This window comes from Pseudomonas thivervalensis (assembly GCF_001269655.1).
Classification (GTDB): domain Bacteria; phylum Pseudomonadota; class Gammaproteobacteria; order Pseudomonadales; family Pseudomonadaceae; genus Aquipseudomonas; species Aquipseudomonas thivervalensis.
Map to the genome: position 1 here is coordinate 144,494 of NZ_LHVE01000007.1, position 18,351 is coordinate 162,844.

The window sequence follows — 18,351 nt, forward strand, 5'->3', positions numbered from 1 at the left end:
CATGTCCCCGCCGGACCAAACAGGGGTATGTGCTGGCAGCTATACCGCCGCGGAGCCCACCCGCCCCTTGCGCAGTGCATCGATCACCGCGTCCTTCGGCCCGTCCGCTACGATCCGGCCGTTATCCAGTACCACCAACCGGTCCACCAGGCTCAACATCGAGGTGCGGTGCGTGACCAGCAGCACGGTCTTGCCTTGTACGTGGGTGTGAAGCTTCTGTCGCAAGACGTCTTCGCTGCTGTTGTCCATGGCGCTGGTGGGTTCGTCCAGCAGCAGGATCGGCGGGTCGAGCAACAAGGCTCGGGCCAGTAGCACGGCCTGGCGTTGGCCGCCAGACAGCAGTTGCCCGCGCTCGCCCACCGGGCGGTCGAAACCTTGGGGGTGCTGGCGCGCCAGTTCAGTGACACCGGTCAGTTCCGCCACTTCGAGCATGCGCGCGTCGCTGATGTAGCGCGCGCCCAGCGTGAGATTGTCCCGCAGGCTGCCGGCCAGCAGCGGCAGGTCATGGGCGACGTAGCCGATCTGTTGGCGCAGGTCGGCGACGTCCAATTGCCGCAGGTCCAGGCCGTCGAGCAACAACTGGCCTTCCTCCGGCGCATAGAAACCCATCACCAGGCGCGCCAGGGTGCTCTTGCCCGAGCCACTGCGGCCGATGATCCCGACCCGTTCGCCGGGCTTGAGGCTGAAACTGATATTGGCCAACGCCGGGGCGCTCTGGCCGTTGTAGTGGAACGTCACGCCGCTGACGTCCAGCGCGCCCTGCAATTGGGTGCGGTCCAGGGGCCGCTGCCTGGCGTCACGCTCCTGGGGCAGCGCCATCAGGGCATCGGTGCTGCGCATGGTGAGCTGGGCTTGCTGGTAGCGGGTGATCAGCCCGGCGATCTGCCCGAGCGGGGCCAGTACGCGGCTGCCGAGCATGTAGGTTGCCACCAGGGCGCCGACGCTGAGGTTGCCGGCAATGATGCTGTAGACCCCGGCGACGATGGTCGCCATGCCCGCCAGTTGTTGCAGGAACAAGGTGCCGTTGGTCGCCAGCGCCGAGAGGTTGCGCGCATGGCTGTCCAGGCGGGTGAGGGCGCCGTGGGTGCTTTCCCATTGATGCTGGCGCTCGCTTTCGGCGCTGCAAGCCTTGAGGGTTTCCAGGCCACCGAGGGTTTCGATCAGCAGGGCCTGGCGCTGGGCGCCGAGGGCCAGGCTTTTTTGTACGGTGTCGCGCAGCCGCGCCTGGATGATCATGGCGAAAACAATGGTGATCGGAAACGCCACCACGGGAATCACCACCAGCCAGCCGCCGAGCAGGCCGATCACCACCAGCATCAGCACGGCGAAGGGCAGGTCGATCAGGCTGGTGAGGGTCACCGCCGTGAGGAATTCGCGCAGGCCCTGGAAGTCGTGGATGCTCTGGGCGAAGCCGCCGATTGTCACCGGTTTGGCCTTCATCGCCATGCCGGTGATGCGCTCGAACAGGGTGGCGGACAGAATCACGTCGGTTTTCTTGCCGGCGGTGTCCAGCAGATGGGCGCGCACCACCCGCAGCACCAGTTCGAAACCAGTGCCAATCAACAGCCCCACGGCCAGCACCCACAAAGTGGACGTGGCCTGGTTCGGCACCACGCGGTCGTAGGTCTGCATCACGAACAGCGGCACCATCAGGCCCAGCAGGTTGATCAGGAAACTCGCCAGGATCGCGTCGCTGTACAGCCAGCGCGACAGTTTCAGGGTGTCGCGAAACCACGCTTCGACCCGCGGCACCAGCGGGGCGCGCAGGTCTTCGAGTTCATGGCGCGGCCGGGCGAACAAAGCCTGGCCGCTGTAATCGAGGGTCAATTCTTCGCGGCTGACCCACTGCTCGCCGCCATCGGCTTCGCTGGGCAGGATCAGCGCCTTGCCATCCTCGCCCCAACGCCGCAATACCGCGCAGCGACCCCCCGCCAGGATCAGCATCACCGGCAGGTTCAGGGCTGAGATGTCCGCCAGCTCACGACGCAACAGCCGCGCCTGCAAGCTCGCCCGGGCCGCTGCGCGGGGCAGCAGGTCCAGGCTCAAGCGTTGGTGCGCCATAGGAAGCCCGGCGCTGAGGCTGGCGCGGCTGACCGTCGCGCCATGGAGTTTGCAGAGGATCAACAGGCCGTCCAGCAACGGATCATCGAAGTTCAGGCGCGGATCGGCGCCGGGGATTACCGGTTCCATGCGGGTCATGCTGATCACTCCCACTGGATTACTTCAGTTCCGGCAGCCGTGCCTGGTTCTTGACTTCGGTCTGCGCGACCGCATCGGCCGGCAGCACGATCCGTTGTTTGTGCAAGAGCAGGCCCATGTTCGCCAGCACCCGGTACATCGAGTACTCCTCGGTGTAACGCACTTCGGTGTAGCGACGGTTGGCGTTGTACAGCTCGTTTTCGCTGTCGAGCAGGTCGAGCAGGGTGCGCTGGCCGAGGCCGAACTGATCCTGGTACGCCGCGCGCACGCGGGCGGTGGTGTCAGCGTATTCGCGGGCGGTGGGGGTCTGTTTGCGGGCGTTGAGCATGGCGTTCCAGGCCAGGCGCGTGTCTTCGTTGAGCTGGCGCAGGGCATTGTTGCGGATGTCCATGGCCTGGTTGATCTGGTGGGCATTGGATGCCAGTCGTGCCTTGTCGCTGCCACCGCGGAACAGGTTGTAGTTCATCACCACACCCAGTCGCCAGTTGTTGTCGTGGCCTTCTTCGCCGCCGAGGTTGTTGTTGGCGCCCACCGCTGCCTCCGCGTCGAAGCGCGGGTAGAACGGCGACTTTGCCACTTCATATTGGCTCTCGGCGGACTGAATGTCGGCCTGGGCCGATTTCAGGTACGGGTTGTTATCCACCATGCTTTGCTGGGCTTCGCGCAGGTCGGCGGGAAGTTCGCCTTTGGTCGAGGGCGGCGCTTCCAGTTCATCAGGCATGCGCCCCACCACGCTGTAGAAGTTCGCTTCGGCGTCGGCCAGGTCAACCTGGGCGGTGTCGTAGTTGTTTTCCGCCAGGGCCCGACGGGCATTGGACTGGTCGGAGTCGGCCGTGCTGCCCACGCCACGCTCGGTGCGCAGGCCGATCTGGTCGTTGACCCGCAGGTGCGCCTGCAGGTTGTTCTTGGCCAGGGTCACCAGTTCCCGGCGCTTGAGCACCTCCAGGTAGACCTCGATGGTGCGCAGCGCCAGATCCTGCGCGGTGCCCTGGGCGTAATAGGCCCGGGAATTGACCACGCCCTGGGTGCGTTCCACTTCATTGGCGGTGTTGAAGCCGTCGAAGATCATTTGCCGCAGACGCAGCTCCGATTGGGTGTAGGTGAGGATATTGGTGTGGTGGTTGCCCAGCGCCCGGGTGTTGGTGTTGTCGCTGTAGCCACGGCCATAACCGGCATTGAGATCCACCGATGGGAAAAAGCCCCCCCGGGCGACTTTGACGTCTTCATTGGCCGACAGACGGCTGTCCACCCGTTGTGCCAGTTCCGGGTGAGTCGCGATGGTGCTCTGGATCGCTTCGGTCAACGACATGGCCTGCGCCTGAGAAGAGCAGGCCATGGCCAGCAAAACCGCGCTGCAGAGGGGGGTTAGAACGCGCATGGGGTGCATCTCCTGAGGTCTGTAGTGCTTCGTTGTCGCCAATTTATTGACGTATTAAAGATCAAAACCGTTTCAACCTTGTAACAACACAGCTAAGAACATCCTGCGCGAAACCTAAGAAGAATTTCTCATAATGGTTATGCCGAAAAAAACTTATGTGCTGATAAAAAACCGGCACATTGTTCAAAGCGAAAGCCTTTGAATCTGCGGGTTCTGACGGCTTTTAGGCGTCAATAAAAGTTCCATGCAGATTTTTAAGCGATGTGAAGACGTGCCGAAAGGGCGACGGATGAGGTGGTTTTTTGTGACGGTTTTTTGTCGTTTAGGCGAATTGCCAGCACCTCTTGCTTTCACGAAAGCTGGCAGATTTTCCAGCTTTGCGGGTCGCCAATCTGAGGACGGATTCTTCACCCACACAGGTGCCGACTGCGGTCGGCAACGGAGGAAATGCACATGGCAGCGCTCATCGGTATCGTCAGCAAAGTGGTCGGGCAAGTTTTCGCGCAAGCGCCTGGTGGCCAGCAGCGGCCTCTGGTCGAAGGCGATCGGCTCTATGCCGGCGAACACTTGGTCACCGGTGCCGAAGGGGCCGTGGCGGTTCATCTGCAGAACGGCCAGACATTGACCTTGGGCCGCGGAAGCGACCTGACCTTGACCCCGCAGTTGCTAGCCAACCATGCGCCTCATGTCGACACGCCCGACGCGGCGACACCGAGTGACGCGCAACTGACCGATGTGCAAAAGCTGCAGCAAGCCATCGCCGCCGGTGCCGACCCGACCCAGACCGGTGAAGCCACGGCCGCCGGCCCCGAGGGTGGCAACCCGGGGGGCGTGGGCGGTGGACACAGTTTTGTGCTGCTGGAAGAAGTCGGCGGGGAGGTCGATCCGCTGATCGGTTTCCCGACGGCCGGGTTCAACGGGATTCCCGAGTTTCCACTGCTGCGCCTGGCCGGCGATCCGGATAATGGCGACGACGCAACCACGCCACCGGTAACCCCTGAGACGCCGGACAATCCCGTGACCCTAGACGGGGTCAATGTCGAGGGCGGCGAACTGACCACCAACGAGGCCAATCTGGCCGATGGTACGTCCAGCAATCCGGGGGCGCTGGTGCAAAATGGCACCTTCACGGTGTCCGCGCCTGACGGGCTGAGCAGCCTGAGCATCGGCGGCATCAACGTGATCAGCGGCGGCGTGCCCTCAGGTTTCCCCCTGACCATTACATCGCCTCTGGGCAACACGTTGACCGTCACCGGCTATGACCCGGCCACCGGGGTGGTCAACTACACCTACACCCTGACGGACAATGAAACCCATCCTGCCGGCGGTGGTGCCAATAGCATCACCGAGCAGTTCCCGGTGGTGGCCGTCGACACCGACGGCGACACGGCCACCGGCACCCTGGACGTCAACATCACCGATGACGTGCCCCAGGCGATTGACGACAGCCATGCCAACACGGCGTCGGAAACCCTGGTCACCCTCACCGGCAACGTATTGCCCAACGACCATCAGGGCGCCGACCGGATCCCCACCGGCCCCGACAGCGGACCGATCATTGGCGGGACGTTCACCGGCACTTACGGCACCCTGGTGCTCAACCCCAACGGCACGTACACCTACACCCTGAACACCAGCGACCCGCAATTTGTCGCGTTGCATGGTGGGGGCAGCGGAACCGAAACCTTCACTTACACGCTCACCGATGCCGACGGCGACACCAGCACCGCGAATCTGGTGCTGCAGGTGCATAACAATGACGACCCGGTGGTGCTGGTGGGCCTGGATGCTGAAGGTGGCGAATTGTCGTTGCAGGAGAAAAACCTCAGCGATGGCAGCGCTCCGGATGCATCGGCCCTGACCCAAAGTGGCACCTTCACCGTGACTGCGCTGGACGGTGTGCAGACCTTGAGCGTGGGCGGCATCAATGTGGTGACGGGCGGCGTGGCGGCCGGTTTCCCACAATCGATCACCACTGCGCTGGGCAACACCCTGACCATCACCGGCTACAACGCAGCTACCGGCGTGGTCAGCTACAGCTACACCTTGCTGGACAACGAAGCTCATCCAAATGCCAACGGCGCCAACAGCCTCAGCGAACAGTTCGCCGTAGTTGTCACCGACGACAACGGCACCACTGCCAATGGCAACCTGGACGTGAACATCGTCGATGACTTACCTAAAGCCGTGGACGACAGTAACGCCGGTACCGCCTCGGAAACCCAGCTGACCCTGACCGGCAGCGTGCTGACCAACGACACCCAAGGTGCGGATCAGGTAGCGTCCGGCCCGATCACCCCCGGCACCTTCACCGGCACTTACGGCACCCTGGTGCTCAACGCCGACGGTTCCTACACCTACACCCTCAACACCGCCGATGCCGATTTCAAAGGTTTGCACGGCGGTGGCAACGGCAGCGAAACCTTCACCTACACCCTGACCGACGCCGACGGCGACACCAGCACCGCGAACCTGGTGCTGCAGGTGCACAACAACGACGACCCAGTGATCATCACTGGCCTCGACACCGAAGGCGGCGAGCTGTCGTTGCAGGAAAAAAACCTCAGCGATGGCAGCAGCCCGGACGCATCGGCCCTGACCCAAAGCGGCACGTTCACCGTGACGGCGTTGGACGGTGTGCAGACCTTGAGCGTTGGCGGTATCAACGTCGTCACCAACGGCGTAGCGGCCGGTTTCCCACAGTCGATCACGACCGCGCTGGGCAATACCCTGACCATAACAGGCTTCAACGCTGCTACCGGTGTGGTCAGCTACAGCTACACCTTGCTGGACAACGAAGCCCATCCAAACGCCAACGGTGCCAATAGCGTTAGCGAGCAATTCGCCGTAGTCGCTACCGACGACAACGGCACCACGGCCAACGGCAACCTGGACGTGAACATCGTCGACGACCTGCCCAACGCCGTGGACGACAGCAACGGTACCGCTTCGGAAACCAACCTGACCCTGACCGGCAGCGTGCTGACCAACGACACCCAAGGCGCGGACCAGGTGGCGTCCGGCCCCATCACCCCCGGCACCTTCACCGGCACTTACGGCACCCTGGTGCTCAATGCCGACGGTTCCTACACCTACACCCTCAACACCACCGACGCCGATTTCAAAGGCTTGCACGGCGGCGGTGATGGCAGCGAAACCTTCACCTACACCCTGACCGATGCCGATGGCGACACCAGCACCGCGAACCTGGTGCTGCAAGTGCACAACAACGACGACCCGGTGATCATCAACGGCCTCGACACCGAAGGTGGCGAGCTGTCGTTGCAGGAAAAAAACCTCAGCGACGGCAGCAGCCCGGATGCATCGGCGCTGACTCAAAGCGGCACGTTCACCGTGACGGCGTTGGACGGTGTGCAGACCTTGAGCGTTGGCGGTATCAATGTAGTGACGGGTGGCGTAGCGGCTGGTTTCCCACAATCGAATACCACCGCGCTGGGCAACACGTTGACCATCACTGGCTACAACGCCACCACCGGCGTGGTCAGCTATAGCTACACCTTGCTGGACAACGAAGCCCATCCAACCGCCAACGGTGCCAACAGCGTTAGCGAGCAATTCGCCGTAGTCGCTACCGACGACAACGGCACCACGGCCAACGGCAACCTGGACGTGAACATCGTCGACGACCTGCCCAAGGCCGTGGACGACAGCAACGGTACCGCTTCGGAAACCAACCTGACCCTGACCGGCAGCGTGCTGACCAACGACACCCAAGGCGCGGACCAGGTGGCGTCCGGCCCAATCACCCCCGGCACCTTCACCGGCACTTACGGCACCCTGGTGCTCAATGCCGACGGTTCCTACACCTACACCCTCAACACCACCGATGCCGATTTCAAAGGCTTGCACGGCGGCGGTGATGGCAGCGAAACCTTCACCTACACCCTGACCGATGCCGATGGCGATACCAGCACCGCGAACCTGGTGCTGCAAGTGCACAACAACGACGACCCGGTGATCATCACCGGCCTCGACACCGAAGGTGGCGAGCTGTCGTTGCAGGAAAAAAACCTCAGCGACGGCAGCAGCCCGGATGCATCGGCGCTGACCCAAAGCGGCACGTTCACCGTGACCGCATTGGACGGTGTGCAGACCCTGAGCGTGGGCGGTATCAACGTCGTCACCAACGGCGTAGCGGCCGGTTTCCCACAGTCGATCACGACCGCGCTGGGCAATACCCTGACCATTACAGGCTTCAACGCTGCTACCGGTGTGGTGAGTTACAGCTACACCTTGCTGGACAACGAAGCCCATCCAACCGCCAACGGTGCCAACAGCGTTAGCGAGCAATTTGCGGTCGTCGTCACTGATGACAACGGCTCCACCGCCAACGGCAACCTGGATGTGAATATCGTCGATGACCTGCCGACCGCCCATGCTGATTCCGCCTCGGTGGATGAGGGCGGGACGGTCAGTGGCAACGTCCTCAACAACGACGAAGGCGGTGCCGACGGTCCGGCCGCGAGTGGTGCCGTGATCGGCGTGCGTGCTGGCAACGACACCTCGACCCCGGCGATTGGCGGCCTGAACGCCCAGATCAACGGCACCTACGGCTATTTGACCCTGGATGCCAACGGCAACGCTGTCTATCACAGCAACCCGAACACCGTCAGCGCCCCTGGTGCAACCGATGTCTTCACCTACACCGTGCGCGACGCCGATGGCGATGAAAGCACCACCACCATCACCATCGATGTCCATGACGTCTGCCTCGTCGCCACGCCGGACCAGGAAATCAGCGTCTACGAAAAAGCCCTCGACCTGAACCAGGACGGCCAGGACCTGGCCCCCGGCACGGTCACCGGCAGCGACCCGAGCGCCACCAGCGAGACCGCCAGCGGCAGCCTCGTCGGCTCGGTCAGCGGCGCCGTGGGCGCAGTGACCTTCGCACTGGTGGGCAACGCCACCGGTGCCTACGGCCAACTGTCGCTGCAGCCCGACGGCTCCTACACCTACACCCTGACCTCGCCAGCCACGACCACGCCTCACGCCAACGATGGCCCGAACGTGCTGAGCGAGAGCTTCACCTATCAGGCCACGGACTCGTTGGGCAACACCGTCACCAGCACCATCGTGATCGACATCGTCGACGACATGCCCAAGGCTCACTGCGATGTCGCTTCGGTGGTGGAGGGTGGGACGGTCAATGGCAACGTCCTGGACAATGACGTACTCGGTGCCGACGGCGGTGCGGTCATCGGTGTGCGCGCCGGCAACGACACCTCGAACCCTGCCATCGGTGGCTTGAACACCCAGATCAATGGCACCTACGGCTACCTGACCCTGGACGCCAACGGCAACGCTGTCTATCACAGCAACCCCGACGCTGTCGGCGCCCCGGGCGCGACCGATGTCTTCACCTACACCGTGCGTGACGCCGATGGTGATGAGAGCACCACGACCGTCACCATTGACGTGCACAACAGCTGCCTCGTCGCAGAAACCGACCACGACATTACCGTCTATGAAAAAGCCCTCGACCTGAACCAGGACGGCCAGGACCTGGCCCCCGGCACGGTCACCGGCAGCGACCCGAGCGCCACCGGTGAAACCGCCAGTGGGACTTTGGTCGGCTCGATCAGCGGAGCGACGGGCGCCGTCACGTTCACCCTGGTGGGCAATGCCACTGGCGCCTACGGTCAGTTGCAGCTTCAGCCCGACGGTTCGTACACCTACACCCTGACCTCACCGGCCACGACCACGCCCCACGCCAACGATGGCCCGAACGTGTTGAACGAGAGCTTCACCTACCAGGCCACCGATTCCCTGGGCAACAGCACCACCGGCAGCCTGGTGGTCAGCATCGTCGATGACGTGCCAAAGGCCGTTGCGTCCGAGCGTTCGGTCACCGCGGTGGAGATCGATTCGAACCTGCTGATCGTGCTCGACGTCTCCGGCAGCATGAAGGACCCCTCCGGCGTGTCGGGGCTCTCGCGGATGGACCTGGCGAAACAGGCAATCAGCGCCTTGCTCGATAAATACGATGACTTGGGCGATGTGAAAGTCCAGCTCGTGACCTTCAGCGGCAGCGCCACCGACCAGAGCGGCATGTGGGTGGATGTGGCAACTGCCAAGACGCTGATCTCCGCGCTGAGCGCGAACGGTGACACCAATTATGATGCGGCCGTGGCGACGGCCAAGATGGCGTTCGCAAATCCCGGCCAACTGACCGGCGCACAGAACGTTGGCTATTTCTTCTCCGACGGCAAGCCGACCTTGGGCGAAATCGGCTCGGCGGACGAAGTCGCGTGGAAAGCCTTCCTCGATGCCAATGACATCAAGAACTACGCCATCGGCCTGGGCAGCGGCGTCAGCAACGCCCACCTCGACCCGCTGGCCTACGACGGCAGTGCCCACACCAACACCAACGCGGTGGTGGTCACTGACCTGAACCAGCTCAACTCGGTGCTCTCCGGCACGGTGCAAGGTGCGCCGGTCACCGGCAACCTGCTGGGCGAGGGGGGCTCGTTCGGCGCCGATGGCGGGTTTGTCAAAAGCCTGGTGGTCGATGGCACCACGTACAGCTACGACCCGGCGGCCAACGGTGGCCACGGTGCGCTGACCGCCAGCGGCGGGGTCAACCATGGTTCCTTCAATACCGCCACCAACACACTGAGCATCGCCACCGACCACGACGGTACGTTGGTGGTCAACCTGGATACCGGTGCGTTCAGCTACACCTCCCAGACCACCACCGGCACCCTGATCACCGAGCACATCGGCTACACCGTCATTGATAATGATGGTGACCTGGCGAGCTCCAGCCTGGTGATCAACGTCGTGCCCAACAGTCCACCGATCGCGGTCGACGACAACATCATCACCAACGTGCTGTCGGGCAACATCGTGATTCCAGGCGAGCTGTTGCTGGGTAATGACAGTGACGCCAATGGCGATCCGCTCACCGCGTCGCCCACCAGTTTCAATACCGGATGGCTCGCCAAGGGCGGGGACTTTACCGGCAGCATCGGCACGGCCAGCTTCACCGGCAACAACGTGCAGTCGATCAACCTCAGCCGCAGTGCTTTCGTCGCCAATACCGCGAGCATGACGGCGATGCTGGTGGTCAGCGGTGCACTGGGGATGGTGTCGAACAACAATGCCAACGACGAAGACCGGCTCAATATAAGCCTCAAGCAGGGCGAGACCCTCACCCTGGACCACAACCTGTCGGCCGGTCGCATTGCGATGGAATATTCACTCAACGGCGGGCCTTTCATCGCGATCAACGACGGTGCTTCTTTCACTGCGGCAGCGGATGGCAATTACCAGATCCACGTCACCAACATCGCCAATCCCGGCGGCGGTAATGCCAACGCTGCGGAAAACTATCAACTGACCCTGACCGTCGACTATGCCGGGGCGCAGGACAAAACAGCGGATTACCACGGCAGCTACACCGCCAGCGACAACCACGGCGGCAGCGACAGTGCGTCGGTTGGCATCAGCTATCAGGCGGGCCATACCCTGACGGGCACCAGTGGCGACGATGTGTTGCTGGCCGGCAATGGTGACAACACCCTTAACGCGGGCGACGGCAACGACACCCTCAGCGCCGGATCGGGCAACAACACTTTGCAGGGCGGGGCAGGTGATGACGTGCTCTACAGCGGCGCGGGCAAGGACCTGCTCGATGGCGGCACCGGCAACGATACCGCCAGCTACGCCCACGCCACGTCGGCGGTCACGGTGAACCTGGGCCTGTTGGCGGCGCAGAACACCCTGGGCGCGGGCACCGACACTTTGAGCGGCGTGGAAAACCTGGTGGGCTCGAACTTCAACGACACCCTCGTCGGTGACGGCGCCAGCAACCGCATCGACGGCGGGTTGGGCCATGACGTGCTCAATGGCGCAGGCGGCAATGACCTGCTGATTGGCGGCCTGGGTAACAACACCCTCACCGGCGGCAGCGGCGCCGATACCTTCCAATGGCAGGCCGGCAACAGCGGCCACGACGTGATCACCGACTTCGCGCCCGGCGTCGACAAACTCGACCTGTCCCAGCTGTTGCAAGGGGAGAATGGCAGCGCTGCGTCACTGGATGACTACCTGCATTTCTCTGTCAGCGGCAGCGGTGCGTCGGTGATCACCAGCATCGACGTCAGCGCCATTGCCGGCGCCACGCCGAACCAGACCATCGACCTGGCCGGCGTCAACCTCGCCAGTCACTACGGCGTCACGCCGGGCGCGGGGGGCATCATTGGCGGCGCGGACACGGCGACTATCATCAATGGGATGTTGAATGATCATTCGTTGAAGGTGGATACGGTGTGAGGTGAGCTGAAACAACAAACCCCGCCATGTCCAGTTTGGATGTGGCGGGGTTTGCCTTTGTGGCGAGGGAGCTTGCTCCCGCTCGGCTGCGCTGTAGGAACTGTGTAGGAGCTGTCGAGTGCAACGAGGCTGCGATCTTTCCACTACTCATTGAGTCCTAAGCGAAAGATCAAGATCAAAAGATCGCAGGCTTCGCCAGCTCCTACAGGTCCAGCGGGAGCAAGCTCCCTCGCCATAGGGGAAACTCAGGGGCTGCGCAGCGTTTTCTGCCTGAGAATATAAACCGTCACCAGCACCGCACTGGTGAGCATGAACCCCCGCGCCCATGGCAGGGGCACCAGGTAGCAGGACAGCAGGATGCTCGTCCACATCAGCCCGATGGCGTAGACCTTGCCCTTGAGCGGGATGCCGTTGCCGCTGAGGTAGTCGCTGATCCACGGGCCGAGGCGGGGATGGCCTACCAGCCATTGGTAGAAGCGCGGCGAACTGCGGGCGAAGCAGGCCGCGGCCAGCAGCAGGAAGGGGGTGGTGGGCAGGACGGGAATGAAGATGCCGATGACCCCCAGCACCACGCTCAACCAGCCGATGGCCAGTAGAGCGTAACGCAGGATCAGCGGGCGGTTGCCGACTGGCGAGGGCACCCGGTCACTCAGTGGTGGCGAGGCTTGAGGATCGCCGGTTTCTCGTCCGGGGCGTTGCACAGCAGATACAGGGCGGTGAGGGCTTCGGGGATCTGGACGATCATGTCGTCCATCAGGTTCGCGTCGGCGGCGATGTCGGAAAATTCAGGTTGCTCATCGAACAGGCCGGAACCCACCATGATCGGCAGCAGCATTTCGCTGACTTCCTCTTCGGCGGTTTCGAACCAGGCGGCTTCGCGCAGGAACACGCCTTCCATGAAGCCGATGCACCAGCCACGCAGTTCCGAATCGTCCGGGTCATCCCCCAGGTCCAGTTCGCACGGCAGTTCGAATTCTTCGTCGGAAGCCAGTTGACGGGCGATGTGGGCCTTGAGCAACACCAGCGTGGTTTCGATTACCTCGCGCTCGGCTTCGTCGGCGTAATGCGGCTCTTCGGCGAAGAGGGCGTCGATCCACTCACGCTCCGGCACTTGTTCGGAGCAGATCGACAGGGCGGTCAGGTAGCCGTGAGCGGCCACGTAGTCCAGCGCTTCCTCGTGCAGTTCATCGGCGTCGAGGAAGACTTGCAGGCGGGTCAGTTGCTCAGCGAAGGACATTACGGGCTACCTTGGGGAATAAACAATGCGGGAATTCTAGGCCTTCTTGAGCGCCCAGGCCAGCCGCGTGGTGTATTTGCTTCGACTTGGGCCCACGGGCGGGCCGCGATACCTGTAGGAGCTGCCGAAGGCTGCGATCTCTTGATCTTGATCTGTTGGCCGTTCGCTTTAGATGCAATTGGCTGGGGAAAGATCGCAGCCTCGTTGCACTCGGCAGCTCCTACAGGGCGCACGGCGTGCAATCGCCTGCTTGATCACCTCTTGTCAGCAGCCCCCTTTGCAACGAAGGCCTCGGGTATACTGCCGCGTTTTGTGATGCCCTGCGGCGTCCCGCCGGTTCGAAACGCGCACTTACGATTTGCCGGTGCAGCGTTTGTGATTCTGAACCAGCCTTGCAGGGATGTTTCGGTGATTTTTGGAGTTTCTATGCTCGAACAGGCTCAACGCGTTCTCAAGGACATCTTCGGCTACGACAGTTTCCGTGGCCGCCAGGGTGCCATTATTGAGCGCGTGGCCAGCGGTGGCGATGCCCTGGTGCTCATGCCCACCGGCGGCGGCAAATCCTTGTGCTTCCAGGTGCCGGCGCTATTGCGCAACGGCCTGGCGGTGGTGGTTTCGCCGCTGATCGCGCTGATGGACGACCAGGTTGCGACTCTCGAGGAACTGGGGGTCGCCGCCGCGTCGCTGAACTCCACTCTCAGCGCCGAGCAGCAGCGGGACCTGGCGACGCGGATCAAGCGCGGCGAAGTGAAAATGTTGTACCTGGCCCCGGAACGCCTGGTGCAGCCGCGCATGCTGGCGTTCCTGCAGAGCCTGGAAATCGCCCTGTTCGCCATTGACGAAGCCCACTGCGTGTCGCAATGGGGCCATGACTTCCGACGTGAATACCTGCAACTGGGGCAACTGGCGGAACTGTTCCCTGACGTGCCGCGCATCGCCCTGACCGCCACCGCCGACAAGCGCACCCGCGAGGAAATCGTCGAGCGCCTGCACTTGCAGAATGCCGAGCGGTTCCTGTCCAGTTTCGACCGTCCCAATATTTTCTACCGCATCGTGCCCAAGGAGCAGCCGCGCAAGCAGCTGCTGGCGTTCCTCGCCGAACGCCGCAGCGATGCCGGCATTGTCTATTGCCTGTCGCGCAAAAAGGTCGATGAAGTCGCGGCGTTCCTGTGCGAGCAAGGGTTCCCGGCGTTGCCGTATCACGCCGGCCTGCCCAACGACCTGCGGGCCTATCACCAGAAGCGCTTCCTCAACGAGGAAGGCCTGATCATGGTGGCCACCGTGGCGTTCGGCATGGGCATCGACAAACCCAACGTACGTTTTGTCGCGCACCTGGACCTGCCCAAGTCCCTCGAGGCGTATTACCAGGAAACCGGGCGTGCCGGCCGTGACGGCTTGCCGGCCGATGCCTGGATGGCCTACGGCCTGCAAGACGTGGTGATGCTCAAGCAGATGCTGCAGAACTCCGAAGGCGATGAACGCCACAAGCGCCTGGAGCAGCACAAGCTCGACGCCATGCTCTCGCTGTGCGAAGAAACCCGCTGCCGTCGCCAGACCTTGCTCGCCTATTTCGACGAAGACATGCCCCAGCCTTGCGGGCATTGCGACAACTGCGTCGATGGCGTGGAAACCTGGGACGCCACCGAGCCGGCCCGCCAGGCCTTATCGGCGATTTTCCGCACCGGCCAGCGTTATGGCGTCGGGCACCTGGTGGATGTGTTGCTGGGCAAGGACAACGAGAAGATCCGCAACTTCGGCCACCAGCACCTGTCGGTGTTCGGCGTGGGCAAGGCGCGCACCGAAAATGAGTGGCGCACATTGTTCCGCCAACTGGTGGCCCGCGGCCTGGCCGACATCGACCTGGAAGGTTACGGCGGCCTGCGCTTGTCCGAAACCTGCCGGCCCCTGCTCAAGGGCGAGGTCACCCTCGAACTGCGCCGCGACCTCAAGCCGGCAACGGCGGTCAAGAGCAGCAAGAGCCAGGCCAGCCAACTGGTCCGTGGCGAAGAGCGCGATCAATGGGAAGCCTTGCGCGCCTTGCGTCGCAAGCTGGCCGAGGAACACGGCGTACCGCCTTACGTCATCTTCCCCGACTCGACCCTGCTGGAAATGCTCCGCAGCCAGCCCACCTCCCTGGCGGAAATGGCCCGGGTCAGCGGCGTCGGTGCGCGCAAGCTGGAGCGTTATGGCGAGGCTTTCCTCCAGGTGCTGGGCGGCGAGGCCGAAGCGCCGAAAGCGGTGGCCGATGTACGCCACGAGCTCATCACGCTGGCCCGGGCCGGCATGACGCCGTTGCAGATCGCTGGGCAATTGCAGTGCTCGGAGAAGAACGTCTACACGATGCTGGCCGAGGCCATCGGCAAACAGCAGTTATCCTTGGAACAGGCACTGGATCTGCCCGAGGAGCTGATGGGCGAGGTACAGGACGCGTTCCTGGATGGCGAAGGCGAGTTACCGCCAGTCGCTGAAGTTGCCGCACTGTTTGTCGGACGGGTGCCCGAAGGGGTGCTGTATTGCGTCAGGGCTGCATTGCAGTCGGAATTTGAAGTCTGATCAGTGAGTTGCGCTCCTTTAACGATTCAGTACAAAGCGAACCTTGCTTGAATCCAAAGCGCATGCTTAGCTGACTAATAATTAGTTTTTCTCTATTTCAGATCTGATGAGTTTTTTATGCCGTTAACCGATCAACACCGTTTTGGCATGCAGCTGGCGCAGATGTCCCGAGGCTGGCGTGCCGAACTGGATCGCCGCCTGGCCGGGCTGGGCTTGTCCCAGGCGCGCTGGCTGGTGCTGCTGCACCTGGCCCGTTTCGAACAGGCGCCGACCCAGCGTGAGTTGGCCCAGAGTGTCGCCGTCGAAGGTCCGACCCTGGCCCGCTTGCTCGACAGCCTGGAAACCCAAGGCCTGGTGCAGCGCCAGGCGGTGGCCGAAGACCGCCGGGCCAAGAAAATCGTGCTCTGCGCCCCGGCGCTTCCCCTGATCGAACAAATCGAAACCATTGCCACGCAATTGCGTCGGGAGCTGTTCGAAGGTGTCGACGAGGCGGACATGCGCGTCTGCATGCGGGTTCACGGCACGATCCTGGCCAACCTGGAAAAATCCTGAGGCATATCCCTGGCGTCAGACTTTTGAGAATCGGCGATTAGCGAACTATAACCAGTACTAAGCGATCGTATTGGATGCGTTTCCGCTCAGTCTGGTAGTCGAAAGGGATACCCATGCTTGAAAGTCTGCAGTCCACGTTGCGCAGTTGGATCAACGTGTCGATCATCGTGGGTACCCTGGGGTTTCCGGTCCTGGCGTCAGCGCTGGGGCTTGGCGAGATCACGCTCCATTCCGCCCTGAACCAGCCGTTGCGTGCCGATATCGCCCTGGTCGATGTGGCCGGGATCGGCGAGGGCGATCTGTCGGCGAGCCTGGCGAGCCCGGACGATTTCAGTCGAGCGGGTGTGGAGCGGGGTTTCTTTCTCAATAACCTGCGCTTTACGCCGGTTTTGCGCGGGGAGCGCAGTTTCATTCGGGTGACCTCCAGCAAACCGGTGGAGGAACCTTTCCTGAGTTTCCTGGTGCAGCTCAATCAGCCCAACGGGCGCGTACTGCGTGAATACACCGTGCTGATCGATCCACCGGGCACGCCGGGTATCGTGCCGGCCCGTGACGAACCTTCTACGACCTCGGAGTCTGAGCCGAGCCAGGCCACCCCGGCCATCAAGCCGCCCCCGGCTGTACAGGGCAAGCGCTACACGGTCGTGCAGGGGGACAACCCTTGGGTGATTGCCCAGCGCCTGCATGACGCCGGCAGCAACGCGTCGGTTAATGAGCTGGTGCAAGGCATCCAGGCCTTGAACCCGGGCAGTGATCGGCTTTCCATCGGTCAGCGCCTGTTATTGCCTGACGCGGCTGTGCTGCCGACGTCGGCAGCATCCACCGCCGGCCAGGTCTCCGCCGCGTCCGATGAGCAGTTGGCCGCCAGCGTGCTGCAGAACCAGCAGCAACAAAAGACCATCGAGGCACTGCAAGCGCGGCTCCAGGCCCAGGACCAGGAAATCGCCGGGCAGCGCCAGCAGATCGGCGAACTGCAGGCCCGGCTCACCGAGACGGCTCCAACCCCTGTTACGACGGAGCCACCGCAACCGGCCCCCCCTGCGTCGGAACCGGCTCCAGACGCATCCCCCACTACAGAACCGCCGGCGGAGCCAGAGGGCATCGATTGGACATGGGTGGCAGGCTTGGTGGGCCTGTTGGGATTGCTCGTGTTGTTACTGTTCATTCGGCGCCGCCAACAGCAGGCCGACGAGGCGCCGCTGACCGAGCGCCCCGAGCCGATGCTGGAGGAGGGCGACGAAACCTTTGCATCTATCCCCGACACGGAGCCGTCCGAGGCCGCGGCCTCGTTCAACAACGGCGATGCGCCCCTGGGGGATGTGCTGGAGGGCGTTGGCATCTATCTGACCTACGGCCGATTCACCGAGGCGGCGGGGCTGTTGCGCGCGGCCTTGCTGGCGGAGCCGGAACGCACCGACCTAGGCCTCAAGTTGCTGGAGGTACTGGGTAAACAGGGCGATGTCATCGGTTTCCAGGCCCAGGAAAATCATCTGCTGGCACAAGGTGTGGGGGCCGGGACGCTGGAGGAAATCCGTGGGCGTTATCCCAAGGTTGCCGCGATCACCGCACCGATAGTGGCTCCGGCACAACCCCACGTACCGGATCCTGCGCCTGAACCTGAACCTGAGCAGGCGCCTGGTGATGAGTTCGAGCTGGATCTGGATGCCCTGTCCATGGAAACCAGTTGGGACCTGGCGGATGACCAGGACACGCCTGCCGAAGAACATCGGGCTGCACCACGGGCAGCCGACGGTGCCGAGGGCTTGTCGCTTTCGGGTTTCGACGAACCGGACCTGCAATGGGAAGCCCCCTTGGAAACCGAGTCGCTGGACGATGCCTTCCTCGACGGTTTTGCCGATGAAGAGCAGGCGCTGGAATTTGAGCCGCTGACCCTTGAACCTGTTTCCCTGGACACCCTGTCCCTCGAACCCCAGGCCCCGGAACATTCGGTCAAACTGGAACAGGCACAGAATTGCATCGACGATGGCGACCTGAAAACCGCCGTCACTCTGCTTGAAGAGCTGCTCGAAGAGGGTGACGAACCCCTCAAGCAGACCGCCCGGGTTCTGCTGGCAGGGATTCGCTAAGTGCCGTCAAGGGGTTGTAGCTGCTGGCCTCATCGCGAGCAAGCTCGCTC

At 62.8% G+C, this 18,351-nt stretch carries 8 protein-coding genes; 4 read left to right on the forward strand and 4 right to left on the reverse strand.

The genetic code is table 11. The annotated features are described in order from the left end of the window. Positions 1-39: 39 nt before the first annotated feature. Both AD659_RS08485 and AD659_RS08490 read right to left on the reverse strand, forming a co-directional pair. Complete coding sequence (locus AD659_RS08485) at positions 40-2,199, reverse strand: type I secretion system permease/ATPase (RefSeq protein ID WP_053120203.1); 2,160 nt, start codon at positions 2,197-2,199, stop codon at positions 40-42. A gap of 19 nt (positions 2,200-2,218) precedes the next feature. Next, complete coding sequence (locus AD659_RS08490; RefSeq protein WP_053120205.1) at positions 2,219-3,577, reverse strand: TolC family outer membrane protein; 1,359 nt, start codon at positions 3,575-3,577, stop codon at positions 2,219-2,221. A 453-nt stretch (positions 3,578-4,030) separates the two neighbouring features. Between AD659_RS08490 and AD659_RS08495 the strand changes: the two genes are divergently transcribed. Further along, a complete protein-coding gene (locus AD659_RS08495; RefSeq protein ID WP_053120207.1) occupies positions 4,031-11,872 on the forward strand; it encodes a retention module-containing protein in 7,842 nt (2,613 codons plus the stop codon). A gap of 245 nt (positions 11,873-12,117) precedes the next feature. Here the strand turns inward: AD659_RS08495 and AD659_RS08500 are convergent, their stop codons facing one another. Beyond that, the gene (locus tag AD659_RS08500; protein ID WP_053120209.1) at positions 12,118-12,513 is read right to left on the reverse strand and encodes a YbaN family protein; all 396 of its coding nucleotides are present in this window, start codon (positions 12,511-12,513) and stop codon (positions 12,118-12,120) included. An 8-nt stretch (positions 12,514-12,521) separates the two neighbouring features. Next, positions 12,522-13,109 carry a UPF0149 family protein gene (locus AD659_RS08505; RefSeq protein WP_053120211.1) on the reverse strand — a complete coding sequence of 196 codons (588 nt, stop codon included), beginning with the start codon at positions 13,107-13,109 and terminating at the stop codon, positions 12,522-12,524. Positions 13,110-13,535: 426 nt separating this feature from the next. On the opposite strand from AD659_RS08505, the gene recQ reads away from it, so the two are divergent. From recQ to AD659_RS08520, 3 genes are all read left to right on the forward strand, one after another. Further along, positions 13,536-15,662, forward strand: coding sequence for a DNA helicase RecQ (recQ, locus tag AD659_RS08510; RefSeq protein WP_053120213.1), 2,127 nt, complete (start codon positions 13,536-13,538; stop codon positions 15,660-15,662). A 117-nt stretch (positions 15,663-15,779) separates the two neighbouring features. Next, complete coding sequence (locus AD659_RS08515) at positions 15,780-16,214, forward strand: MarR family transcriptional regulator (protein ID WP_003199001.1); 435 nt, start codon at positions 15,780-15,782, stop codon at positions 16,212-16,214. 113 nt (positions 16,215-16,327) lie between these two features. After that, positions 16,328-18,301, forward strand: a complete 1,974-nt coding sequence (locus AD659_RS08520) for a FimV/HubP family polar landmark protein (RefSeq protein ID WP_053120215.1) — start codon at positions 16,328-16,330, stop codon at positions 18,299-18,301. Positions 18,302-18,351 lie beyond the last annotated feature (50 nt).